Annotated in this window: 21 protein-coding genes; 13 read left to right on the top strand and 8 right to left on the bottom strand. The window is 72.2% G+C overall.

Annotation, left to right across the window (positions count from 1 at the left end; genetic code table 11):
- Positions 1-120: 120 nt before the first annotated feature.
- Entirely contained in the window at positions 121-795 is a 675-nt protein-coding gene (locus tag O3X23_RS35085) for a chaplin (RefSeq protein ID WP_269276636.1), read from the bottom strand.
- A 207-nt stretch (positions 796-1,002) separates the two neighbouring features.
- On the opposite strand from O3X23_RS35085, the gene valS reads away from it, so the two are divergent.
- Positions 1,003-3,576 carry a valine--tRNA ligase gene (gene valS / locus O3X23_RS35080; RefSeq protein ID WP_269276634.1) on the top strand — a complete coding sequence of 858 codons (2,574 nt, stop codon included), beginning with the start codon at positions 1,003-1,005 and terminating at the stop codon, positions 3,574-3,576.
- 274 nt (positions 3,577-3,850) lie between these two features.
- Positions 3,851-4,273 (top strand): anti-sigma factor antagonist, encoded by a 423-nt coding sequence (locus O3X23_RS35075; RefSeq protein WP_269276632.1) that lies wholly within the window; start codon positions 3,851-3,853, stop codon positions 4,271-4,273.
- A gap of 35 nt (positions 4,274-4,308) precedes the next feature.
- Here the strand turns inward: O3X23_RS35075 and O3X23_RS35070 are convergent, their stop codons facing one another.
- Positions 4,309-6,285: a protein kinase domain-containing protein gene (locus O3X23_RS35070; protein ID WP_269276629.1), complete on the bottom strand. Its 1,977-nt coding sequence runs from the start codon at positions 6,283-6,285 to the stop codon at positions 4,309-4,311.
- A gap of 216 nt (positions 6,286-6,501) precedes the next feature.
- Here O3X23_RS35070 and O3X23_RS35065 point away from each other — a divergent pair, with 216 nt between their 5' ends.
- The 4 genes from O3X23_RS35065 to O3X23_RS35050 all read left to right on the top strand — a co-directional run bounded on the left by O3X23_RS35065 (position 6,502) and on the right by O3X23_RS35050 (position 9,409).
- Positions 6,502-6,729, top strand: coding sequence for a maltose acetyltransferase domain-containing protein (locus O3X23_RS35065; RefSeq protein ID WP_269276627.1), 228 nt, complete (start codon positions 6,502-6,504; stop codon positions 6,727-6,729).
- Positions 6,730-6,844: 115 nt separating this feature from the next.
- Positions 6,845-7,831 carry an aldo/keto reductase gene (locus tag O3X23_RS35060; protein WP_269276625.1) on the top strand — a complete coding sequence of 329 codons (987 nt, stop codon included), beginning with the start codon at positions 6,845-6,847 and terminating at the stop codon, positions 7,829-7,831.
- A gap of 124 nt (positions 7,832-7,955) precedes the next feature.
- Positions 7,956-8,489, top strand: a complete 534-nt coding sequence (locus O3X23_RS35055) for a GNAT family N-acetyltransferase (RefSeq protein WP_269276623.1) — start codon at positions 7,956-7,958, stop codon at positions 8,487-8,489.
- Positions 8,490-8,575: 86 nt separating this feature from the next.
- Complete coding sequence (locus O3X23_RS35050) at positions 8,576-9,409, top strand: NmrA family NAD(P)-binding protein (RefSeq protein ID WP_269276622.1); 834 nt, start codon at positions 8,576-8,578, stop codon at positions 9,407-9,409.
- Between the two features lie 27 nt (positions 9,410-9,436).
- Here O3X23_RS35050 and O3X23_RS35045 read toward each other — a convergent pair whose 3' ends face one another.
- Positions 9,437-10,096, bottom strand: a complete 660-nt coding sequence (locus O3X23_RS35045; protein ID WP_269276620.1) for a hypothetical protein — start codon at positions 10,094-10,096, stop codon at positions 9,437-9,439.
- A gap of 231 nt (positions 10,097-10,327) precedes the next feature.
- Here O3X23_RS35045 and O3X23_RS35040 point away from each other — a divergent pair, with 231 nt between their 5' ends.
- Positions 10,328-11,557, top strand: a complete 1,230-nt coding sequence (locus O3X23_RS35040; protein ID WP_269276619.1) for a phospholipase D-like domain-containing protein — start codon at positions 10,328-10,330, stop codon at positions 11,555-11,557.
- On the opposite strand, the gene O3X23_RS35035 is transcribed toward O3X23_RS35040, so the two are convergent.
- Positions 11,532-11,921, bottom strand: a complete 390-nt coding sequence (locus O3X23_RS35035) for an STAS domain-containing protein (protein ID WP_269276617.1) — start codon at positions 11,919-11,921, stop codon at positions 11,532-11,534. The two genes, O3X23_RS35040 and O3X23_RS35035, sit on opposite strands and share 26 nt — an antisense overlap.
- A 212-nt stretch (positions 11,922-12,133) precedes the next feature.
- Here O3X23_RS35035 and O3X23_RS35030 point away from each other — a divergent pair, with 212 nt between their 5' ends.
- Complete coding sequence (locus O3X23_RS35030; RefSeq protein WP_269276616.1) at positions 12,134-12,277, top strand: hypothetical protein; 144 nt, start codon at positions 12,134-12,136, stop codon at positions 12,275-12,277.
- Here the strand turns inward: O3X23_RS35030 and O3X23_RS35025 are convergent.
- Positions 12,274-12,870 (bottom strand): DNA-3-methyladenine glycosylase I, encoded by a 597-nt coding sequence (locus O3X23_RS35025; RefSeq protein WP_269276615.1) that lies wholly within the window; start codon positions 12,868-12,870, stop codon positions 12,274-12,276. The genes O3X23_RS35030 and O3X23_RS35025 overlap by 4 nt on opposite strands.
- A gap of 138 nt (positions 12,871-13,008) precedes the next feature.
- Here O3X23_RS35025 and O3X23_RS35020 point away from each other — a divergent pair, with 138 nt between their 5' ends.
- Both O3X23_RS35020 and O3X23_RS35015 read left to right on the top strand, forming a co-directional pair.
- The gene (locus O3X23_RS35020; RefSeq protein WP_269276614.1) at positions 13,009-13,401 is read left to right on the top strand and encodes a helix-turn-helix domain-containing protein; all 393 of its coding nucleotides are present in this window, start codon (positions 13,009-13,011) and stop codon (positions 13,399-13,401) included.
- Positions 13,402-13,498: 97 nt separating this feature from the next.
- Entirely contained in the window at positions 13,499-13,909 is a 411-nt protein-coding gene (locus O3X23_RS35015) for a VOC family protein (RefSeq protein ID WP_269276612.1), read from the top strand.
- 84 nt (positions 13,910-13,993) lie between these two features.
- Here O3X23_RS35015 and O3X23_RS35010 read toward each other — a convergent pair whose 3' ends face one another.
- The 3 genes from O3X23_RS35010 to O3X23_RS35000 form a co-directional block, all read right to left on the bottom strand.
- The gene (locus O3X23_RS35010) at positions 13,994-14,776 is read right to left on the bottom strand and encodes a glucosamine-6-phosphate deaminase (RefSeq protein WP_269276609.1); all 783 of its coding nucleotides are present in this window, start codon (positions 14,774-14,776) and stop codon (positions 13,994-13,996) included.
- 111 nt (positions 14,777-14,887) lie between these two features.
- Entirely contained in the window at positions 14,888-19,753 is a 4,866-nt protein-coding gene (locus O3X23_RS35005; RefSeq protein WP_269276607.1) for a HEAT repeat domain-containing protein, read from the bottom strand.
- A gap of 73 nt (positions 19,754-19,826) precedes the next feature.
- Positions 19,827-20,144, bottom strand: coding sequence for a hypothetical protein (locus O3X23_RS35000; protein ID WP_269276606.1), 318 nt, complete (start codon positions 20,142-20,144; stop codon positions 19,827-19,829).
- A gap of 47 nt (positions 20,145-20,191) precedes the next feature.
- Between O3X23_RS35000 and O3X23_RS34995 the strand changes: the two genes are divergently transcribed.
- From O3X23_RS34995 to O3X23_RS34985, 3 genes are all read left to right on the top strand, one after another.
- On the top strand, positions 20,192-20,386 hold the full coding sequence (locus O3X23_RS34995; RefSeq protein WP_269276691.1) for a hypothetical protein: 195 nt from the start codon (positions 20,192-20,194) through the stop codon (positions 20,384-20,386).
- A gap of 237 nt (positions 20,387-20,623) precedes the next feature.
- Complete coding sequence (locus O3X23_RS34990; RefSeq protein ID WP_443048071.1) at positions 20,624-21,445, top strand: putative protein N(5)-glutamine methyltransferase; 822 nt, start codon at positions 20,624-20,626, stop codon at positions 21,443-21,445.
- 207 nt (positions 21,446-21,652) lie between these two features.
- Positions 21,653-21,928 carry a hypothetical protein gene (locus O3X23_RS34985; protein WP_269276603.1) on the top strand — a complete coding sequence of 92 codons (276 nt, stop codon included), beginning with the start codon at positions 21,653-21,655 and terminating at the stop codon, positions 21,926-21,928.
- Positions 21,929-22,040: the final 112 nt, after the last annotated feature.

Here is a 22,040-nt window from a genome sequence, read left to right as displayed (position 1 = left end):
GCAGTGCGGCTCAGTACTGGTGCGCGACGCCCGGCCCGGTGATGCGGCCGATGCGGCGCGGCCGTTGGCCCGGTCCAGGGAGAATCCGCCGCGCCGCATCGGGTCGTGCCCGGGAGCCCGTCACGTCCGGGGACGTGACCTCCGGTACAGCACGGCGCCGCCGACCAGCAGGGCCGCTCCCGCGGGGACGGTGAAACCGAGGGAGTCCGTGCCCGTGTGCGCGAGCGTCTCTCCGGCCTCGGCCTGGACGAGCGGGGCCTGATGGCTCGCCGCCACCGGCACGGTCGGCGCGGTCCTGTGCCAGGGCGCGGGGAGGGTGACGGCGGGCGGCGTGTCGGGCCGGTTGGACGAGATGTTGCCGATCGACGGGTTCCCGATGCCCACGACGTTGAGCGAGTTCCCGGTGAGGTTCACCGGCAGATCGACCGGCAGCCGCAGGCCGTTGCCCGACAGCACTCCCGGTGAGCCCTGCGTCCTGCCGTGAGCGGCCGAGCCGTCCGTGTTCGTGGAACGGGGGCCGCCGGCGGCCGGACCCGCGGCCGGACCGCTGCCGCGCGAGACGTTGGCGCACGCGTTGCCGGTCGCCGGGTTGAGCAGGCCGACCACATTGACCGTGTTCCCGCACAGGTTGACCGGAACGTGCACCGGAAGCTGCACCGAGTTGCCCGACAGCACCCCGGGAGATCCCGCCGCGTCACCGTCCGCGCCCGCGTCGGCCTGCGCGTAGCCGGCACCGGCCAGTGCTCCGCCGGCGACGATGGCGGTGAGCAGTCCCTTTCTGGCGACCTGTTGCATAGGTTTCCTGCCTTCCGGAATTCCCCGCGGACCGAACGTCCGCATCCGTCACAACGCACCGGCCGCATTCGGGTTATGGCTCATATGAATTTCCCTCCCTTCGAGTGATCGCGTACGGCCCGGCCCGGGTGGCCTGGTGTTCCGCCGTCGCGCGCTGCGGGCCGCCCGCCCCGAGGGGGCCGGCGGCACGTCCTCTAGCATGTCGAAATGACGTTCACCCACCGCCCGAGCGGCGTTCCCGAGAGGCCCGTGCTCGACGGGCTGGAAGAGAAGTGGTCCCACCGGTGGGAGACGTCGGGCGTATACGTATTCGACCGCTCCAAGACGCGCGAGCAGGTGTTCTCCATCGACACCCCGCCGCCCACCGTCAGCGGTTCGCTGCACGTCGGCCATGTCTTCTCATACACGCACACCGACGCGATCGCGCGCTATCAACGCATGTGCGGCAAGGAGGTCTTCTACCCCATGGGGTGGGACGACAACGGCCTGCCGACCGAGCGGCGCGTACAGAACTACTTCGGTGTCCGGTGCGACCCGGCGCTCCCCTACGACCCGGACCTCGTTCCGCCGGAGAAGCCCGGGAAGCAGCAGGTCCCGGTCTCACGCCGCAACTTCATCGAGCTGTGCGAGCGGCTGACCGTCGAGGACGAGAAGGCGTTCGAGGACCTGTGGCGCCGGCTCGGTCTGTCGGTGGACTGGACACGGACGTACCAGACGATCAACGCCGAGGCCCGCGCGACCTCGCAGGCGGCGTTCCTCAACGGCCTCGCGCGCGGTGAGGCGTACCTGGCCGAGGCGCCGACGCTGTGGGACGTCACCTTCCGTACCGCCGTCGCCCAGGCCGAGCTGGAGGACCGCGAACAGCCGGCCGCCTACCACCGGCTGGCCTTCCACGGTGCCGACGGCCGGCGCGTCCTGATCGACACCACCCGTCCCGAGCTGCTGCCCGCCTGCGTCGCGCTCGTCGCGCACCCCGACGACGCCCGCTACCAGGAGCTGTTCGGCACGACGGTCCGCACCCCGCTCTTCGATGTCGCCGTGCCCGTGCTGGCGCACCGGCTGGCCGACCCCGCCAAGGGCTCCGGGATCGCCATGGTGTGCACCTTCGGCGACACCACGGACGTGACCTGGTGGCGTGAACTGCGGCTCGACACCCGCCCGGTGATCGGCTGGGACGGCCGCTTCACCGCGGATCCGCCCGCCGGCCTCGTCTCGGAACAGGCGCGCGCCGCCTACGGCCGGCTGGCCGGAGCCACCGCGTACACCGCCCGCGAGCGCGTCGTGGAGATGCTGCGGGCGAGCGGTGAGATGGAGGGCGACCCGCGGCCCGTCACCCACACGGTGAAGTTCTTCGAGAAGGGCGACAAGCCCCTGGAGATCGTCACCACCCGCCAGTGGTACCTGCGCAACGGCGGCCGGGACGTCCCGCTGCGCGAGGAACTGCTGCAACGTGGCGCCGAACTGCGGTGGCACCCCGAACACATGCGGGTGCGCTACGAGAACTGGGTCAGCGGACTCAACGGCGACTGGCTCGTCAGCCGGCAGCGGTTCTTCGGTGTTCCGATCCCGGTCTGGTATCCGCTGGACCAGGAGGGCAACCCGGAGTACGACCGGCCGATCGTCCCGGACCCGGCGGCCCTGCCGGTGGACCCCAGCGCCGAGGCGCCCGCGGGATACACCGAGCAACAGCGTGGTGAGCCCGGCGGGTTCGCCGGCGACCCCGACATCATGGACACCTGGGCCACCTCGTCGCTCACCCCGCAGATCGCCGGCCGGTGGCTGAAGGACCCGGACCTGTTCGAGCGGGTCTTCCCCATGGACCTCCGCCCGCAGGCCCACGAGATCATCCGCACCTGGCTGTTCTCCACCGTGGTCCGCGCGCACGCCGAGCACGGCGTCCTGCCCTGGAAACACGCCACGATCTCCGGGTGGATCCTCGACCCGGACCGCAAGAAGATGTCGAAGTCCAAGGGCAATGTGGTCACCCCGGCCGACCTCCTGGTCCAGCACGGTTCCGACGCCGTTCGCTACTGGGCCGCCGGCGGCCGTCCCGGCACCGACACGGCCTTCGACGCCGGCCAGATGAAGATCGGGCGCCGGCTCGCGGTGAAGATCCTCAACGCCAGCAAGTTCGTCCGCGGATTCGGCGCGGTGCCGGCGGGGACGCCGGTCACCGAACCCCTGGACCGTGCGATGCTCGCCGAACTCGCGGCGGCTGTCGAGGAGGTCACCGCCGCGTTCGAGGACTTCGATTACGCGCGCGCCCTGGAACGGACCGAGAAGTTCTTCTGGCGCTTCTGCGACGACTACGTCGAACTCGTCAAGGACCGTGCCTACGGCGCCGAGGGCAGCTCCAACGCGGAGCAGGACGTCACCGGAACGCACTCCGCCCGCGCGGCTCTGAACACCGCCCTCGACACGCTGCTGCGGCTGTTCGCCCCCGTGCTGCCGTTCGTCACCGAGGAGGTGTGGTCCTGGCACGCCGAGGGCTCGGTCCACCGCGCGAGCTGGCCCGTGGCGCAGGAGATCCGTGCCCGGGCCGCCGACGGGGACGGCGCGCTGCTGGCCACGGCGGCGGAGGTCATCTCGGCGGTCCGCAAGGCCAAGTCGGAGGCCAAGGTGTCCATGCGGGCCGAGGTGGCCACGGCCGTCGTCTCCGGGCCGCGCGAGGTCCTCGACCGCTACACCCTCGTCGACGCCGATGTGCGGGCGGCCGGGCGGATCGGCGCCGTGGAGCGGCGGGAGGACGCCGGGCCCCTGGCGGTGCGCGTCAGTCTGTGACGGCGAGGCCCCGAAGGCTGCCCCGGACCCCAGAACCGGGGCAGCCCCCGGGGGCAGCCGCGGTGGCGCCGGCCGGCAAGCCGGTCTGTACAGGAGTATGACGACCGGCAGCATGCTCGATGTCCTTCACCCGGACGGCTGAACCGCAAGCCGCCTGCACGTTTCTGCATCCTGCGCTGTCCCTAGAGTTACGGGATGTCGCCCGGGACCCCGGTGGCAGTCCGTATGGCTGAGAGCTTCCGACTGTTCGGGGCTGTTGGACGGGGGACCGCGCATGGATGAGGACACTCCGGCCACCGCTACCGGTCCGGCCGCCCTTTGCCGGGACGTCGTTCCGCAACGGCGCCGGCTCGTCCACAGTTACGTGCGGGGCGAGTTCACCGTGGTCGAGCTGCGCGGGGAAATCGACGTGTCGACGATCGAGGAGATCAGCGCGCGGGTGTCCGCCGTCACTGAGTCGCCGGGCGCCCTGGTGGTCGTGGACCTGCGCCCCATCCAGTTCTTCGACTGCGCCGCACTGACCCTGCTCGTCCGCACCCGCCGCCGGCTGTTGGAGCACGACGGCTGGATGGGACTGGTCTGCACCCACCCCTGGCACCTGCGGGTCCTGCGGCTCGCCGACCTCACGAGGAACCTGCGCCCCGTCGCGTCGGTGGAGGCGGCCTGCGCCCGCGCACCTCGCGGACGGCGGCAATGAGGGTGCGCGGTGCAGCGGGCCGGACCCGGACGGGCTCAGTCGCAGCTGATGTCGGCGTAGTCGAAGGACGCCGTGAAGGGCCGCTTCTGCGGATCTCCCTGCGGTGACTGTGCGCGGTTGACCACGGAGAGGCCGATCCTGAGTTCCGGCTTCCCCTTGGTCCCCGAGGAGCCCGGGGTCGGGGCCTGCCCCAACTGCTGCCAGTCGGCCGCATCGCTCTCCCGCCAGGACGCGGTCACGGTCTCGCCGACGCGCCGAAGCCGGAGCTGGACGGTGGTGGCGTCCGTCCTGATGAGCTTCCTGCCCTTGGCCTCCGCGGTGGTGAAGGCGTAGTCCACGGCGATGTACTTGCCGTCGTCCCGGTAGTACTCGAAGGTGATGCCACCGGTGTCGCCGTAGCCGCGCTCCAGCCGGATGTATCCGTAGCCGGCCGCGCCGAGGAAGAGCCCGGCTCCCTGGTAGGTGTAGCGCGGCGTCGCGCTCACCAGGGTCTCCGCCGTGAAGTTCCCGGTCACCGGGCGGTAGTAGAGGGGCGCCCTGGCTCCGACCGAGGGGATGTCGGCGCGCAGATCGGCGCCGTCGGAGGCGGTGACGGCGAGCTTTCCCCCGGAGATCACCATCGGTTCGTCCGCGTTGCGGTGCGGCACCCAGCCCGCGGCGGTCCCGGTCGCGGTGAAGGGGTCCTTGATGCCGCCGCAGGCCAGCGTGGCGGCCGTGCCGGACGGCGAGGGCGACACCGTGCTCGGCGAGGTCGAGCCCGAGCCCGAGCCCGCGTGGGCTCCGTTCGGATCGTCCTTGCCCCCCAGCTGGTTCAGCACGAACGCGCCGCCGCCCCCGAGCAGCAGCACCGCGACGGCCACCGCGAGGATCCGCCCGCGGCGGCGCGTCGGTGACCGGGGGGATCCGGGGTGCTGAGGTGCCCGCGGGATCGTGGCGTACGCGCTGTGACCGCCGGGTCCGCTGTACGCCGTACCGCCGTCGGCCGGGACGAACGGCGGCGGGCCGAACCCCGCGGGTACGGCCGCACCCGCGGAAGGCCCGGGATATCCGTAGCCGGCCGTAGCCGGGGGCGCCGGGGTGGCGGGGGCTGCCGGTGCCGGGTCCAGTACGGTCGGCTCCTCCTCGAGCAGTCCCGACTGCCGCATGATCGCCCGGGTCAGCGGCGCGGGCAGCCAGGGGCCGCCCGAGTCGAACGTCGAGGTGGGTGCCAGGTCGGGGGAGTCCAGCCCGTCCAGGATCCGCGCCGCGGTGGGCCGTTGCGCGGGGTCCTTGGCCAGACAGCTCTGCGCCAGCCGGCGCAGGCCGGCCGGCAGGTCGTCCACGCCGACCTCGTCGTTGACCACCCGGTACAGCAGCGCCGGCGTGGGGCCGGTGCCGAAGGGGGACCGGCCGGTCGCGGCGAAGACCAGCACCGCGCCCAGCGCGAAGATGTCGGTGGCGAAGGTGACCTCACCACCGGTGACCTGCTCGGGCGCCATGAACCCCGGAGAGCCGATCGTCAGTCCGGTCATCGTCAGCCCGACGGACTCCAGTGCTTTGGCGATCCCGAAGTCGATGACCTTGGGCCCGTCCAGGGCGAGCAGCACGTTGGACGGCTTGAGGTCGCGGTGGACCAGCCCCGCGCGATGGATGGCGACCAGGGCCTCGGCGAGCCCCGCGACGAGCATGCGCACGCTGTTCTCGGGCAGCGGCCCGAACTCCGTCACGGCGCTGGTGAGGGACGGCCCGGCGACGTAACCCGTGGCCAGCCACGGGGGGTCTGCGTTCGGATCGGCGTCGATGACCGGCGCCGTGAAGACACCGCTGACCCGTTTCGCGGCCTCGACCTCCCGGGCGAACCTGACGCGGAACTGCGGATCCTGCGCCAGATCGGCCCGGACCACCTTCACCGCGACGGACCGGCCGCCCGGCGAGCGCGCCAGATAGACCTGCCCCATGCCGCCCGCACCGAGCCGTGCGCTGATCCGGTACTGCGCCACCTGACGCGGATCTCCGGGACCCAGTTGCTCCACCGTGCCGCACCCCCTCCGGAACCCGTACCGGCCGGGTGCCGCAAGCTCCCCCGCCGGGCTTCGCGTCCGGCACACGATCAGAGTAGAGCCGCCCGGCCCGCGGTGGGCGGTGTCGCGCAAGTCGGCCCGGCCCCCGGATCCGGCGGGGCGTGGGGCCCGCCGTCGCGCCCGCGTCGTTGGTTAAGGTGATTGATTCCGACGAGAGGGGGGGCCTTGGTGGGCGAGAACAAGGACCGCATGCTGGCCGGCGACTGGTACCTCCCGGACGACGCCGACCTGGGCGCGGACTCCGAGCGGCGTGCCGAGCTGTGCGCGGCCTACAACGCGGGCGCGGGATCCACGCCGGCCGAGCGGCGCCGGCTGGCGGTGGTCACCAAGGACCTGCCGGCCGGTGTGCTGGCGGTGGGCAGTCCGGCCCGGGTCATCCGCTCGCTGGAGCCGTAGGCAGCCGCTCGCCGCAACCGCCGCCCCTGGTCGGACGGGTTGACTTAGAGCGCTCTCCAGCATGCAGACTCCTGCGCAAAGCCCGGCACGGACGGGTTCAACGAGGGGAACGCACATGCGGTACCGCACGATTGGCAAGGACCCGGCGACCCGCCGCGAGGTGAGCGTGCTGAGTCTCGGGGCCATGCTGTTCGGCACGATCACCGACGAGGCGACGTCGTTCGCGATCCTGGACCGGTTCGTCGAGGCCGGCGGCACGTTCATCGACACGTCCAACAACTACGCCTACTGGGTCAACGGCACCCAGGGCGGCGAGAGCGAGGAACTGCTCGGCCGCTGGCGCCGCAGCCGCGGTGCCGGTGACGAGCTGACCATCGCCACCAAGCTCGGGGGACGGCCGCTCGCGCCCAGCAACACCCTGGCCCTCGACATCGAGGGGCTGTCGGCCAAGTCGATCAGGGAGTCCTCGGAGCGCAGCCGGGAACGGCTCGGTGTGGAGAAGCTGGACCTGCTGTACGCGCACACCCAGATCACGAGTTCGCCGGCGCAGGAGATTGTCGAGAGCTTCGCCGAACTGGTCACCGAGGGCGCGGTCGGCCTGCTCGGCGCGAGCAACCACTGGGCGTGGCGGGTGGAGGAGGCCCGCAACGCGTCCGCGGCGGCCGGTCTGCCGGGATACGAGGTCCTGCAGTTCCACCACAGCTATCTGCGGCGGCGCACCGACTTCCCGAGCCTGCGCTCCCCGGACGGCCAGGAGGGCGTGCTCAGCGGCGACCACCTCAGCTACCTGCGCGCCCACCCCGAGCTCGCGCTCGTCGCCTACTCGCCGCTGCTGGGCGGTGCCTACGGGCGTGAGGACAAGCCGCTGGGACCCGAGTTCGACCACCCGGGCACGCCCGTCCGGCTCGCCGTGCTGCGCGAGGTGGCGAAGGAGACCGGCGCGACCCTCAACCAGGTCGTGCTGTCCTGGCTGATCGGATCCGAGGTGCCGGTGATCCCCCTGGTCGGCGCCTCCTCCGTGGCGCAGCTGGACGAGAGCCTGGCCGCGGTCGATCTGGAGCTGACGGCGGACCAGCGCGGGCGGCTGGACGCGGCGAACTGACACGCCGTCCACGGCGCGAGGGGCCGTGTCCGTTCCGGCGCGCGGCGGGGGAGTGAGGCCATGGACCAGGTGGGCGGGGCCGTGCCGATTACCGTTGGGGCTCCTCTTTCGGCAGGATGCGGGTATGACCGAGATCCGCACCCCTCGCCTCCTCCTTCGTCGCTGGCACGACGACGACCTCGCGCCCATGGCGGAGATCAACGCCGACCCGCAGGTGATGCGCTGGATCGATGACGGCTCGGTCCGCGATCTTGAGCGCACCGCCGAGTCCATCGAGCGCTGGGAGGAGGAGTGGGACGACGAGGGCTTCGGGATCTTCGCCGTCGAGCTGCTCGCCTCCGGTGAGCTGGCCGGTTTCACGGGGCTGTCCGTGCCCGAGTTCCTGCCGGAGGTGCTGCCCGCCGTGGAGATCGGCTGGCGGTTCGGCCGGCAGTTCTGGGGCCAGGGCTACGCGTCCGAGGCTGCCCACGCCACCTTGGAGTTCGCGCTGCAGGATCGCGGCCTGGACCGCGTCATCAGCATCCACCAGGTGGGCAACGATGCCTCCGAGAACGTCATGCGCAAGCTCGGCATGGTCCTGGACCGCGACACCGTGGACCCTCGGTCCGGCAGGCCGCTCCGCGTGCACAGCATCGACCTCACCGAGTTCCACGCCTGACACGACGGCGTGCCCGACCGCGCCCGGCAAGCGGCGGGTGAGCGGCCGGACGGCATAGTCCGGCCGCGGCCGGGGTTGGCCTCTTCATGACCAGGATTCTTGTCACCGGCGCGACCGGCACCATCGGCAGACACCTCGTTTCGTCACTGGCAGGGGCAGGGCGCGACGTCCGCGCTCTGGTGCGCGATCCGGACCGGGCCTCGCTGCCCGAGGGCGTGGAAGGCGTGCGCGGAGATCTCACGGCGCCGGAGACGCTGCGGCCCGCGCTGCGCGATGTGGAGCGCGTCTATCTGATGTGGCCCGGGATCGCGGTGGATCCCCGGGTGGTCGAGGTGGCCGCTGAGCATGCCCGGCACATTGTGTATTTGTCGACCGACATCGCCGACCTCGCGGACGGCGAGCCTGCCACCTCGTTCCACCAGGAGATCGAACGGCAGATCAGGGCGACCGGGCGGGACTGGACGTTCCTGCGGGCCATCGACTTCGCCACGAACACCCTCGGGTGGGCCGACCAGATCCGGCAGGGCGTCGTGCGCTGGCCGTACGGGCAGGCGTCGCGGTCCCTGATCCACGAGCGCGACATCGCCGACGTGGCCGCCCACGTGCTCACCTCGGACGGGCACGACGGTGCCAAGTACGTGCTGACGGGTCCGGAATCGATCACCCACGCCGAGCAGGTCAGGATCATCGGCGAGGCGGTCGGGCGCGAGGTGCGCTGGGAGGACCTGCCTCCGGAGACGGCTCGTGAGCAGCTGACGGCGGCCTGGGGCAATCCGGCGTTCGTGGCGGCCAGGCTGGCGGCGTGGCGGTCGTTCGTGGACACGCCCGAGCGGGTGACCGACACCGTGGAGCACCTGCTCGGGCGGCCGGCGCGGAGCTTCCGTTCCTGGGCGCACGACCACGCGGACGACTTCCGGTAGGCCGCCCCGCGGGGATGGCCGGAACGCCTACGGGCGGGGCTCGCCGTACCAGCGCCAGGTCGTGACGCGGGGGTGGCCGGGCAGCTCCGCGCGGCCCGTGGCCCACAGCAGCGTGGGCCATGGGTCGGTGGACCCCGGAGCCTCCGGGAACAGCCGGGCGAGCACCCGCGCGCAGATGTCGGCGGGCGGGGCGGTCCAGTCGAGGCCGAGGCCCTCGGCCAGATCGTGGGTGTGCACCAGCGTCTCGACGATTCCCATCGCGGCGAAACCCTCCGGGTCCGACACCCCGTAGCCGTGGTAGGCGCGGGTGTGCGACGGCGTCGTGCGCACCATCGCGATCAGCAGGGCGCCGCACGCCTCCAGCACCTGCAGCAGCCCGGCGGACCCCGCCGCCCGGTCCGCGTGGACGGCGTTCTTGGGGCCACCGGGGCGCCGGCTCTCCCAGACGAACGGAACCTCGCCCTCCAGGGGCGGTTGCCTCGGCCCCAGCTGGGCGGCGTAGGCGAACAGGTCGTCGCTCAGGTGCTCGACGGTCTCCCAGCAGTCCCACTCCAGCGAACCGGCCTTGCCGTCCCAGGCCGTTGCCGGCGCCCGGCGCAGGACGGCGACGGAGAGCTGGACGGCTCGGTCCAGATCGTCCGCGGCGACGGAGGAGGGTGACGGGGAGGCTTCTGATGCGAGAGACATGGCAGGACCGTATCCCGCGGGCCCGAACGCTCCAACGCCGCGCCGCCCGCTCCCGCCGCTCCCGTTTCCGGGGCCGTGGACGCGCCATGGCACAGCCACCTTCGGCGGCCGCACCGGCAGGTGTGTACGTTGGCCCAGTCCAAACGGCGTACTTCGCTCCGAAACCCGGGCATCGGTGCCGTACGACGGGGCAGCAATCACCTCAGCAGCCTTCTACGCAGGAGAATTCGCATGACGACCGTCGAGGACCACGAGCAGACGCTGCCCGGGGCCGGGGCCCCACCCGCACCCGGCGGGCTGTCGTACGCGGACCGGAAGCAGCGGATACGGCGTCGGCTGGAGCGCCTGATCGGTATCGCGGCGACGGAGAACAACGCCCTGGTGCCACTGCGCAACGGTGACGAGATCTTCGCGGCGATGCTGGAAAGCATCCGGTCGGCGCGCTACACGGTCGACATGATGACCTTCGTCTACTGGCGCGGGGCGATCGCCCGGGAGTTCGCGTCGGCGCTCGCCGGCCGGGCCCGCGAGGGCGTGCGGGTCCGGCTGCTGCTGGACGGGTTCGGCAGCCGGCTCATCGAGCAGGAGTTGCTGGACGAGATGGAGCAGGCGGGGGTGCAGGTCGCGTGGTTCCGCAAGCCGCTGTGGCTCTCGCCGCTGAAGCAGAACCACCGCTGCCACCGCAAGGTCCTGGTCGTCGACGAGACGATCGGGTACACCGGCGGTGTGGGCATCGCCGAGGAGTGGTGCGGCAACGCCGCGAACGAGAAGGAGTGGCGCGACACCCACGTGCAGGTGCGCGGCCCGGCGGTGGACGGGATCGCGGCGGCGTTCGCCCAGAACTGGGCCGAGTGCCATGCCGACCTCTTCGACGACCGCGACCGCTTCGTCGAGCACGCCCCGCAGGGCGACGCCATCGTCCAGGTGGTGCGCGGCTCCGCCAGTTTCGGCTGGCAGGACATGCAGACCCTGATCCGGGTGGTCATCGAGTCGGCCCAGGAACGCCTGCGCCTGGCCACCGCCTACTTCGCCCCCGACGACTTCTTCATCCAGTTGCTGTGCGAAGCGGCCCGGCGCGGGGTCGACGTGGAGATCCTGCTGCCGGGGCCCCACACCGACAAGCGGGTGTGCCAGCTGGCGGGCCAGAACTTCTACGAGGAACTGATCGCGGCCGGAGTGAAGATCTGGCAGTACCAGCCGACGATGATGCACGCCAAGGTGATCACCGTCGACCATGTCGCCTCGCTCATCGGGTCCACGAACTTCAACCGCCGCTCGCTGGACCATGACGAAGAGGTCATGCTGGCCGTTCTCGACGAGACCTTCACCGCGACCCTCGACGGGCACTTCGAGGAGGACCGGGCGGTCAGCGAGCTGATCGAATCCGGCTCGTGGAACCGGCGTTCCTCCATGCAGCGGCTTCAGGAAGTGGCGGTCATCCCGATCCGGCGCTTCCTGTGACGCCGGTGGTGCCGGGAGGCGGTAGGAGGCCGGCCGCCTCCTCGACGCTGCCGGCCAGGGCGAAGACCTGGTCGGCACCGGTGAGCTCCAGGGTGCGCAGCAGCTGATGGCTCGCTGCGGCCAGGACCAGGGAGCCGCCGCGGTCGTCCAGGGTCTGCCGCAGGGAGAGCAGTAGCCCCAGCCCCCGTGAATCGCAGAAGCTGAGTTCGCCGCAGTCCAGGATCAGCTGTGACCGATCGGTGTCCAGGGCCGATGCGACGGCATCGGCCAGCACCTTTTCGCTGTCCAGGTCCAATTCACCGACGATCGCCAGGACGGCGATGCCGTCATGGCGATGAATTCGTCGCGCCTGCAAGCGCGTCATGGAGCGCTCCCACTCGAAGATCGACTGCCCCGTGCGGTCATTCTGTCAGGGCGGTCCGCCTCCGGTCAGGCACTTCGCACACTTGTGCCCGCATGTATCGGGCCAACCCGACCGGACCAGCAAAACAGGACCGATGCCGAGAACTGGGCTGGAGTGGGCAGGGGCCTTCCGGGTCCTCCTGAAGCGTTTCCCAGCACTTCCGAGGAGAAGCGATGATCACCATCGTGTGCCACTGCGGCGACAACATCGGCATCCTGAGCGGGTCGGGCGCCGACCCGGACGAGCAGGGTCTCTACCACGGTGACGACGACGGCCGGCCGACGGCCTGCCCGCTCGACGCGGACGGCGAGGGCTAGGACCGGCGCTGGGGCCGCGCCCGGGCCGTGCACGTGGTGGCGTGGTCGTTCACGACGCCGACGGCCTGCAGGTAGGCGTAGGTGATGGTGGTGCCGACGAAGGTGAAGCCGCGCCGCTTCAGATCCTTGCTCAGCCGGTCGGAGAGATCGGTGCGCGCGGGCAGCGGATCCGTCGGTCGGGGACGGTTGACCACGGGCGTTCCGTCGACCCACTGCCAGAGGTAGGTGTCGAAGGAGCCGAACTCCTCGCGCGTCGCGATGAAGGCACGGGCGTTCTTCACCGTGGAGGCGACCTTGAGACGGTTGCGGACGATCCCCGCGTCGGTCATCAGGTCGTCCAGCTTCGCCTGCTCGTACCGGACGATCTTCCGGTAGTCGAAGCCGTCGAGGGCCTTGCGGTAGTTCTCGCGCTTGTTCAGCACCGTGGACCAGGACAGCCCTGCCTGCGCGCCTTCCAGGAGCAGCAGCTCGAACAGGTAGGCGTCGTTGTGGGACGGAACGCCCCACTCGGAGTCGTGGTAGGCGGTCATGAGCTCGGAGCCGCCCTCGGCCCAGGCACAACGGGTGACGGTAACGGCGGTCGCTGCGCTCACGGGCTTGTCCTCGGGGGTGCTGGGGAGGTGCTGGGGGGCGGGGCATGCCGGCCGGCCGCCGGTGGTCCGGATGTTACTGCGCGGCACCGACAGTCGACCGCGCACGACACTGTGGGCGGACCGTGGTGTGATGGCGCCGTGAGCAGCGCCGCAGAAGAGACCAACCGCCGCATGCTGCGGGCCCGGGACGCGATGGACCGTGCCTACGCGCAGCCGCTGGACGTCCCGGCCCTGGCCCGCGTCGCCCATGTGTCGCAGGCCCACTTCGCCCGCACCTTCCGGGCCACGTTCGGCGAGACCCCGCACCGCTATCTGCAGCGCCGCCGGGTCGAGCGGGCGATGTTCCTGCTGCGGGAGACCGGCCTCAGCGTGACGGACATCTGCTTCCAGGTCGGCTTCGGCAGCCCGGGGACCTTCAGTCGTACGTTCCGCGACATCGTCGGCCGCTCACCGAGGACGTACCGGAAGGAAGCGGTGTCCGCGGACGTGCCGACATGCTTCACGAAGGCGTGGACGCGGCCGAGCGCCTGACCGCCGGCGCCCCGAGCATGCCGGCGCCCCGACGGCCCGACGAGACCGAGCAGTTTCGGATAAGTTTTCAGCCGGTCCACTCGGTAGCGTGAAGCACATGTTCACAGCGATCACGCACTCACAGATCTACGTCCTCGACCAGGACCAGGCCCTCGACTTCTACGTCGGCAAGCTCGGCCTGGAGGTCAACGCCGACATCGACATGGGCTTCATGCGCTGGCTGACCGTCAACGTCCCCGGTCACCCCGATCGGCAGATCCTGCTGGAGAGGCCGGGCGCTCCGGCGATGTCGGAGGAGACGGCACAGCAGGTTCGCGAGCTGGTGACCAAGGGCGCGATGGGCGGCCACCTCATCTTCAGCACGGACGACTGCCGCAAGACGTACGAGACGCTGCTGGGCCGGGGCGTGGAGTTCACCGAGGAGCCCACCGAGCGGCCGTACGGCATCGACTGCGGCCTGCGCGACCCCTTCGGGAACAGCATCCGCTTCACCCAGCCGAAGTCCTGAGCATTGCTGCGTGGGCCGCGACGGCACACGCGGCCCTGCCGGCGGCGGGTGTACCCGCCGCCGGCAGCGGCCACAGGGAACGACTCAGAGGAACTGCCAGGCGGGCTTCGCCGCGTACGTGGCGCGGAAGTAGTCCGCGAGCTTGAGGCCGGACGCGGCCGCCTCGTCGATGACGACGGTGGCATGCGGGTGCAGCTGCAGCGCCGAGGCCGGCACCATCGCGGACAGCGGGCCCTCCACGGAGAGCGCCACGGCCTCGGCCTTGGCCTCGCCGGTCGCCAGCAGCACCAGGTGGCGCGCTTCCAGGATGGTGCCGATGCCCTGGGTGATGACGTGGTGGGGCACCTGGTCCAGCGAGTCGAAGAACCGGGCGTTGTCAACGCGGGTCTGCTCGGTGAGCGTCTTGATGCGGGTGCGGGAGGCGAGCGAGGAGCAGGGCTCGTTGAACCCGATGTGCCCGTCCGTGCCGATGCCGAGCAGTTGCAGGTCGACGCCGCCCGCGGCGGCCAGCGCGCGGTCGTAGTCGGCGCTGGCGGCGGCGACGTCCTCGGCGGTTCCGTCGGGGCCGATGAAGGAGGCTTCGGTCAGACCGAGCGGCTCGACTACCTCGCGCAGTACCACCGAGCGGTAGGACTCGGGGTGCCCCTTGGGCAGGCCCACGTACTCGTCGAGCTGGCAGATGCGTGCGCGTGAGGCATCGAGCGTGGAAGCGCGGACCCGGGCGGCCAGCGCTTGGTAGATCGGCAGCGGCGTCGATCCGGTGGCTACGCCGAGCAGGGCGTCGGGCTTGCGGGCGAGCAGGCCGGCGATGGCGGAGGCGATGAGTTCGCCGCCCGCTTCGGCGTCCGGAACGATCACTACTTCCATGCTGATTCCACCGTTCTGAGGCATACACATCGTGGTGTAGACCAATTTACCGGAGGTGGGCGCCGGACGGGTCGGCGGTCCAGCACTCGGATCCCGCGGTACGGCAAAGGTTCACGACCAGGACACCCCTGGTCCGCCCGCCGCCTCGGTCCGTTCCTGGATCCGTTGCTGGATCTGTTCCAGGACGTCGGTGTAGCGGGCCCGTCTGTCCGGACGGGCGTGGCCGGCCGCGTACCGGAGAGCGGGGACCGCCGGCGCGCCCATGCCGGCCAGTCCCGCGGCGGCGGTCTTCCGGACGACGGGGTGGGAGTGCTCCAGCAGCCCGGCGATGGCGGGGATCGCGGGCTCCCAGCGCGCGTGGCTCAGGGCCAGCACCGCCGTGCGGACGACGTTCGGTTCCGGGTCGTCCAGCAGGACCGAGGTGTGCAGCAGGTACGTCCGCCGGTCGAAGAGGGACCGTGAGGTCCGGTGGGCGTGCAGGCGGACCGCCGGCCTGGGGTGGCGCAGCAGTTCGACGATCAGTTCCGTCAGCTCGGTGAGATCCGTCAGCTCTGTCCGTCCGGAATGCCCGCTGTGGGACCGGGCCAGCCGGGTGAGCGCCCGGCGGATCTGCTCGGGAGCGCCGGTCCGGGCCAGGGCCATCAGCTCGTCGCGGGACGGACCGGGTGCGGCTCCTCCCGGCGCTTCCTGGGGACGGGCGCGGAGCGCCGCCAGGGCGGCGGCGTCCTGCTCCCCGGCGTCCGGGCCGCGCAGCGGGCCGTCCACGAGAAGGAGCCCGTCGGCCAGATCGTCGCGCCCCTCGGCGCGCAGCCGTTGGCAGATCCGCTCCAGCGCGGGGGTGCGCAGCAGCGGCCGGCCGGTGAGCAGGTCGAGCAGTCCCCAGCCACCGCCGGCCAGGCGGTCGGTCAGGTGGTCCGCGAGCGCGTCGCCTGGAGCCCGGCGGAGCAGGTTCCGGGCGATCGGCCGACAGGTGGGAGGGCCGTGCTCCCACCACTCCAGGATCAGCGGGATGAGCGGAACCAGCTCCCGTTCGTCGAGCTGTCCGGCCACGAGTGCGGCCCGGTCGGGCAGGATCTCCGGGCCCCGCAACCCGGTCGGGCCGACGCGGGTCAGCAGGCGGGCCGCCTCCGCGCCGACCCGCACGGTGACACGGCCACGGAGGAACGCCTGGAGCACGAGCAGCCGGGTCGCGGGCTCGGGCCACGACAGGAGCGCGAGCGCGGCGGCGTCCCCGCGGTCGCGATCGGCGGATTCCAGCAGGCTCACCAGGCGCTCCCGCAGGGCGGTCGAACGCGGCTGGTCCAGGTCGTCGACGCGTACGGCGCGAGGTGCGGGGGCGGGGACGGGTTCGCGGGCGGTCTCGGCGAGGGTCCAGGCCGGTGCGTCGAGCGGTTGGAGCTCCGTCATCCAGTCCAGGAGCACACCGCGCGCCTCGGGGCCGGCGGAGGGGTACGCGTCGATCAGCGCGGCCAGTCGCTGCCGGGAGCCCGGAACGTCGTCGGTCCCGCGGCGCAGCGCCTCCAGCGCCGTGGTGCTCGCACCACGCACGGCGGCGTCCAACGCGTCCTGCCAGGCCGCGGCCTCAGGGGCGGTCCCTGTTCCGGCCGCGCTGCCGTCGGCACGAGCGGGGGAGTGCGCGTCGCCCTGCGCGGTGAACGCTTCCCGCAGGATCGCGGACTCGGCCTGCCAGGGGTCGGCGCCGAGCCGGGCCGCGGCGAGCGCCTGGTCGAGATCGGCGCGTACCAGCACCGCGTCGCACCGCCGCAGCAGCGTCAGAGTGGAGCGGTCGCCCGCAGGGGCGGGCGGCAGTGCGCGCACGGCTTCGGCGAGCGCCGCCACCCCGACGGGGGACAGCTTCGGTGCGGCTGCTTCGAGGACGGCGAGCAAGACGTCGCGGTCGGCGGGCGCCGGGCCGGAGGGCTGGTCGGCGAGTTCCCCGAGCACGACCTCGGTGTGGCGGGACAGGACCGTCAGTTCCTCGGCCGTCCACGGCGCCGGGCACAGACACCCGGTGAGCCGCAGGACAGCACCCCGGGTGGCGGGGTCCGCGGCGGCCAGCCGGAGCCAGTCCGCGAGGAGCGGACGCAGTGCCGCCAACTGCTCGTCACCCGGCGGCTCCGGGCGCTCGGCGATCCGTACGGCGACCGCGGGGTCCCAACCCCGGGTCGTCAACGACCGGACGTCGGCGTCGTGCTGGGCGTCCTGTGCCGGGCGGCCGCCGGGGCTCACGGCGACTTCGTGCCGGGCCATGGCCGATGCCAGTTCCTCGACCGCTCCGGCCGCGAGGCGGATCCGGCCGGCCGCCACCAGGGAGAGCAGGACCGGTACCACCGGGGAGGCCTGGTGGTCGAGCGCGAGAACGGAGCGGGCGGACAGCTCGCCGTCGAGGCCGGAGAGCAGCAGTTCGCGGGCGCGGGCTTCCTCGCCGGAAGCGTGCCCGGTGGTCCGCTCGGCCGCGGCGAGAACGGTCGCCGCGTACGCGTGGCCGAGGATGGCGCGCAGCGCCGCGATCAGCGCTTCGCGCAGCCCCGGATTGTCGTGGTGACCGAGCCAGAACAGCAGCTTGGGCACTGCGGCCGGTGTGCCCGCGCGGGCCAGGACCCCGGCAGCGGTCTTCTTGATGTTCATGCTCGGATGGTCGAGACACCCGGTGATCGCCGCGGCGGCCCAACGGGCCCGCGCATGGCCCAGGGCCCGCAGCGCCTGCCGTACGGTCTGGACGTCCTGCACGTTCCGGGTGGTGATCAGTGCGATCAGGGACGCCGACAGCGCCTGGGCGTCGTCGCCCGCGGTGTCGCGGGCGAGCAGCGCGATCACGTGTTTGCGCACCTGCGGGTCGCGATTCCGCAGGAGTCGGTGCACCCGTCGGCGGGTGTGCGGGTACGGCGCGCGGAGCAGCAGTTCGAGCAGGATCGTCCGCTCGCCGTCCGTCACTCCCGGGCGGTCCAGCAGGTCGAGCACAAGGCTCGCGACGAGCGCGTGACCCGCTTCCCGCGCCGTCGCGGCGTCCAGCAGACAGGCCGGCCGGATCCTGCCGCGTGCGTGGAGGCGGCTGCCCAGAGCGGACAGGGCGTTCAGGACTTCGTGGGGCACCTCGGGCTCGTTGACGCAGGGCCCGGCCTGCACGGGTCGGGCCGCGCCGCTCGCCTCCTCGGCCGCGAGCCCGGCCACGACGCGCAGGAGGAGATCGGCGAGGGCCGGCAGTGTGCCGGGACCGCCGTGGGCGGCCAGCCTGCACAGCGAAGCGACCGGCTCGTCCGGATCCAGATGGGAGCTCAGGAGGGCCAACTCCCGTTCGTCCGGGCCGCCGAGGTCGGCCGCGATACGGCGGGGGAGATCGGCGGCGTCGAGCCGGTCGAGCAGGGTACGCCGCTGCTCAGGATCGGTGGTCAGCAGCCACAGCAGTTCGAGGGCGCGGTCGCGGACGACGCGCAGGTGGGGTGCGATGGTTCCCGCGTGCTGCCCCTCGGTGAGACCGAGCCCTTCCCGCAGCGCCGTCACGGTGCGGGGGCCGCCGATGGCCTCCAGCGTGTCGAGCGCCGCCGCGGGCGCCGTCGGCAGGAGCGCGAGCACCGCGTCTTCCGCGCCGGTGTACCGCAGCCTGCGGATCGCGTCGAGCACCGCTCCGGGCTCGGCGGGAGCGGACGCGAGCAGGCGCGTGATGGCCTCCCCGATGCGCGGCTCGTCGGTACGGCCCTCGTCGCTCCGGCCCTCCCGAACCTGATTCTCCCCGTCCTGCTTCTCCCCGTCCTGCTTCTCCCCGGCCCGCTCCTTCCCGGCCCGTTCCTCCCCGCTCTCGGCTCCTTGCCCGGCGAGAGCGACGAGCAGGTCCAACCTTCGCGACCGGTCGGGATCGGGGCCGGCGGCGGTCTCCTGATCCAGCAGCACGCGGAGCACGGCCCGACGGCAGGTGAAGAGGATCGTCGCGACCTCACCGGGCGGAACCGAGTGATCGGCCAGCGCCAGCCCGATGATGGCCGGGACGTCCGCCTCCGTGGGGAAGTGCCCGCGCCGGTGCAGATCGCGCAGGCACGTCACCGCCGGTGCGGCGAGCAGCAGCGGGTCCGCCGCGGCGCTCGCCGTCAACCGGGAGACGTCACCACGGTCGGCCTGCCCGCCGAGGAGTTCCATCGCGCGCCGCCGCAGAGCCGGCGGCAGGTCGGGATCGTCCACGACGCGCAGCAGCAGGTGGCGGTGCCCGTGCCGGGCCGCGGCCGTGAGGGCGGCCTGCGCCGCCTCACCACCCGCGTTCGCCGCGGCGGAGCCGAGGAACGGGGACAGGCGCCCGGCAGGCAACGGATCCAGCACCGCCCACGGTTCGGCGAGCTCCCTGAGCGCGTCGGCGGTGACCTCCGCGCCAGGAGCGTCGAGCAACCGCACCACGTGGTCGCGGACCAGTGCCGGGGCCAGCAGCCCGGCGTGCAGGCCCTGCCGGGCCAGGCGCAGTGCCGCGGCCGCCAGTACCGGGTCGCCGGCGCGCACCAGCTCGTCCACGAGCTGTCCCGGCCGGTGCGCGCCGGCAACGGACACTCCCCGCATGGCCTGGTAGAGCAGCTCTCCCGGCGGTTCCGTACGGAGCACGGCCGCGTCGTTGAGCAGTTCGGCCCGCAGCCAGGCGATCCGCACCCGTACCGGGAGCCGCGCCGCACGCCAGGCCGGCCACGGGCGCCCGTCGAGGTGCTGCCCCAGCCGCTCGTAGAGCCCTGCCAGCGCGAGCACCGCCTCAGGCGGTCCGGCCAGGGATCTCGGCAGCAGCGCGGCGAACCCGGCCGACTCGGCGTCGCCGGGTGCGCGGTCCGACGTGATCCGCTCCGTCAGCAGCGTCAGCCCCAGGTACCGGATGCGAGGGTCCGCGTGCTGGACGAGGCGTCCGAAGACGTCGACCGAACAGGCCCGCGCGTCCAACCAGTCCGCCAACCGACCGATGTCGGCCCGGTGCAGCGCCTCACGGAAATCCTGGTCTGCCGGAGTCGTCATCAGCGGATGCTAGCCGCGGCCAATCCGGCTCCACCAGCGGGTTTTCAGTGGCGGTCCTTCCCGGGGACGGGAATCAGTCCACGTCGATCGCGGTGATGACGGGGTTGCCCAGCGGCGCGGTCTGCTCGTCCAGACCGGCTCCGCGCAACGCGCCCTCGGCGAGGGCACGGGCCTCTTCACGTGCTTGGCCGCTGTTCTCGGCCTCCACTTCCAGACGCAGGGTGAACGTGGAGGTGTCCGGGTCCAAACTCAGCGCGTCGAGGTCCGCGGCCTCGCCCTCCGCGACTTCATGGGGATCGGTGCCCTGGAGAGCGGCGAGGATCTTCCCCCTGGTCTCGGGGGTGAGCGGCGCTTTCAGGGTGCCTGGCAGGGAAACGACGAAATTGCTCATGAGCGTCGACTACCCGCTGCCGGGGGTTTCCCACCAGACCGGTTCAGGTGACGCCCCCGCACGACGCCGTGACGGCGCCGTCGCGACACCCGCACGTCGGCCGTCTCACCGGCATCCGCTTCTTCCAGACGCTCGGCAGCGCGCTCGGCGCCGCGCTCCTCGGCACCCTGCTCACCCGGGTGTTCGCCGCCAAACTGCCCGGCGGAAAGCCCACCCGGCTGGAGGTCGCCATGGCGGCCTGAACGACGGCTCCCAGGGCCCCGCTCCGCTCGTGTCCGGAACGGGGCCCACGCGTCCGCCGGGATACGCCGGACGCCCGGCCCGGGTCGGGTACAGTGTTGCCGTCGTTACCAATGATCAACTGAGGAGGTGGGACCCATCACCGCTGTAACAGGTCGGGTGCTCCCCCTTCGCGGCCGTGCGGCTCACCATCAGGCATAGGTGACCGCGGGAGCGCCCAGAGGCGTTCCGAAAGGCTCATCGTGCAGGCTTCACCCGCAGTACTTCCGCTCTCCGCCATCGTCACCAGACTTCGCGCCGCCGGCTGTGTATTCGCCGAGGACGAGGCGGAGTTGCTCATCTCCACCGCACGGACCCCCACCGAACTCGTCGCCATGGTGGAACGCCGCGTCGTCGGCCTGCCCCTCGAACACGTCCTCGGCTGGGCGGAGTTCCACGGCCGCCGCTTCGATGTCGACCCCGGGGTCTTCGTGCCCCGCCGCCGTACCGAGTTCCTCGTCGATCAGGCGGCGGCCCTTCTCCGACCCGGCTCCGTGGTCGTCGACCTGTGCTGCGGCTCGGGCGCCCTCGGCGCCGCGCTGGTGGCCGACCGGAACCGGGGCCCTGGTGCCGGGCACCGCCCCGTGGAGCTGTACGCCGCCGACATCGACCCCGCCGCCGTGCGCTGCGCCCGGCGCAATGTCGACTTCGTCGGCGGCCGGGTGTACGAGGGGGACCTCTACGAGCCGCTGCCCGGCACCCTGCGGGGCCGCGTCGGGGTGCTGCTCGCGAACGTGCCGTACGTACCGACCGAGGAGATCGACCTGCTTCCCACGGAGGCCCGCGTCCACGAGGCCCGGGTCGCACTCGACGGGGGTACGGACGGGCTGGACGTCCTGCGGCGGGTGACGGCGGAAGCGGGCCGATGGCTGGCCCCGGGCGGCCACCTGCTGTTCGAGACCAGCGAGCGGCAGGTACCGGAGGCCGTCGCCATCGTGGCCCGCGACGGACTGGTCCCCCGGGTGGCCGACTCGGAGGAGCTGTACGCGACCGTCGTCATCGGAACCAGGCCGTCGGGGTGATCCGGGGGCCCGGGTGACAGCGCGCGGGCGGGCGGGGGGACACCACGCGGGCGGGCCGGGTGACCGCGCGGTGGGCGGGGTGACCGCGCGTCGCCACCGGCCGCCGCGGGGGAACCGGTCGCCCCGTCCCCGCGCTTTTCTGCGCCCCGGAGGGTGGGTTGTGGGTGTTTTGCGTGCCCTCCGGCCTTCCCGCGCGTTGTATGGATCATGAACGTTCGTCGATTTCTCTTCGCCGCCGCCGCAAGTTCCGCGCTTCTTGCCGCCGCCGCCCCCTGTGCCCAGGCCGACTTCGGAGGAACCCTGAGTGGCACGGCGCAGGCCGCCGCGACCACCGGCCAGAAGGCCAAGACCGCGGCGCAGGGCGTCGTCGGAAACAAGCTGGACAAGAAGGTGGGCGCGGTCAAGGACACCGTCAAGGCGGGCAAGGACGCGGTGAAGGCGGGCAAGGACGCGATGAAGGCCGGCCACGAGCTGGTCGGCTGAGCCACCCGCGATTCGGTCGCCGTCTCCCGGCCCTCCGGTTTCTGCCGGCCGGCGACCGGGTAACGCTGTCGGCGACAGCAGGAGGACGCGTCACCGCGAGGGCCGGCGCGGG

It is taken from the genome of Streptomyces sp. H39-S7 (assembly GCF_027158205.1).
GTDB lineage: Bacteria > Actinomycetota > Actinomycetes > Streptomycetales > Streptomycetaceae > Actinacidiphila.
The sequence above is the reverse complement of the archived record's forward strand: the minus strand, read 5'-3'. Positions and strand labels throughout refer to the sequence as shown.

Coding starts and splice junctions, on each gene's coding strand:
- O3X23_RS35085 (WP_269276636.1), bottom strand. CDS start 795: ATGCAACAGGTCGCCAGAAAGGGACTGCTCACCGCCATCGTCGCCGGC.
- valS (WP_269276634.1), top strand. CDS start 1,003: ATGACGTTCACCCACCGCCCGAGCGGCGTTCCCGAGAGGCCCGTGCTC.
- O3X23_RS35075 (WP_269276632.1), top strand. CDS start 3,851: ATGGATGAGGACACTCCGGCCACCGCTACCGGTCCGGCCGCCCTTTGC.
- O3X23_RS35060 (WP_269276625.1), top strand. CDS start 6,845: ATGCGGTACCGCACGATTGGCAAGGACCCGGCGACCCGCCGCGAGGTG.
- O3X23_RS35055 (WP_269276623.1), top strand. CDS start 7,956: ATGACCGAGATCCGCACCCCTCGCCTCCTCCTTCGTCGCTGGCACGAC.
- O3X23_RS35050 (WP_269276622.1), top strand. CDS start 8,576: ATGACCAGGATTCTTGTCACCGGCGCGACCGGCACCATCGGCAGACAC.
- O3X23_RS35045 (WP_269276620.1), bottom strand. CDS start 10,096: ATGTCTCTCGCATCAGAAGCCTCCCCGTCACCCTCCTCCGTCGCCGCG.
- O3X23_RS35040 (WP_269276619.1), top strand. CDS start 10,328: ATGACGACCGTCGAGGACCACGAGCAGACGCTGCCCGGGGCCGGGGCC.
- O3X23_RS35035 (WP_269276617.1), bottom strand. CDS start 11,921: ATGACGCGCTTGCAGGCGCGACGAATTCATCGCCATGACGGCATCGCC.
- O3X23_RS35030 (WP_269276616.1), top strand. CDS start 12,134: ATGATCACCATCGTGTGCCACTGCGGCGACAACATCGGCATCCTGAGC.
- O3X23_RS35015 (WP_269276612.1), top strand. CDS start 13,499: ATGTTCACAGCGATCACGCACTCACAGATCTACGTCCTCGACCAGGAC.
- O3X23_RS35010 (WP_269276609.1), bottom strand. CDS start 14,776: ATGGAAGTAGTGATCGTTCCGGACGCCGAAGCGGGCGGCGAACTCATC.
- O3X23_RS35005 (WP_269276607.1), bottom strand. CDS start 19,753: ATGACGACTCCGGCAGACCAGGATTTCCGTGAGGCGCTGCACCGGGCC.
- O3X23_RS35000 (WP_269276606.1), bottom strand. CDS start 20,144: ATGAGCAATTTCGTCGTTTCCCTGCCAGGCACCCTGAAAGCGCCGCTC.
- O3X23_RS34985 (WP_269276603.1), top strand. CDS start 21,653: ATGAACGTTCGTCGATTTCTCTTCGCCGCCGCCGCAAGTTCCGCGCTT.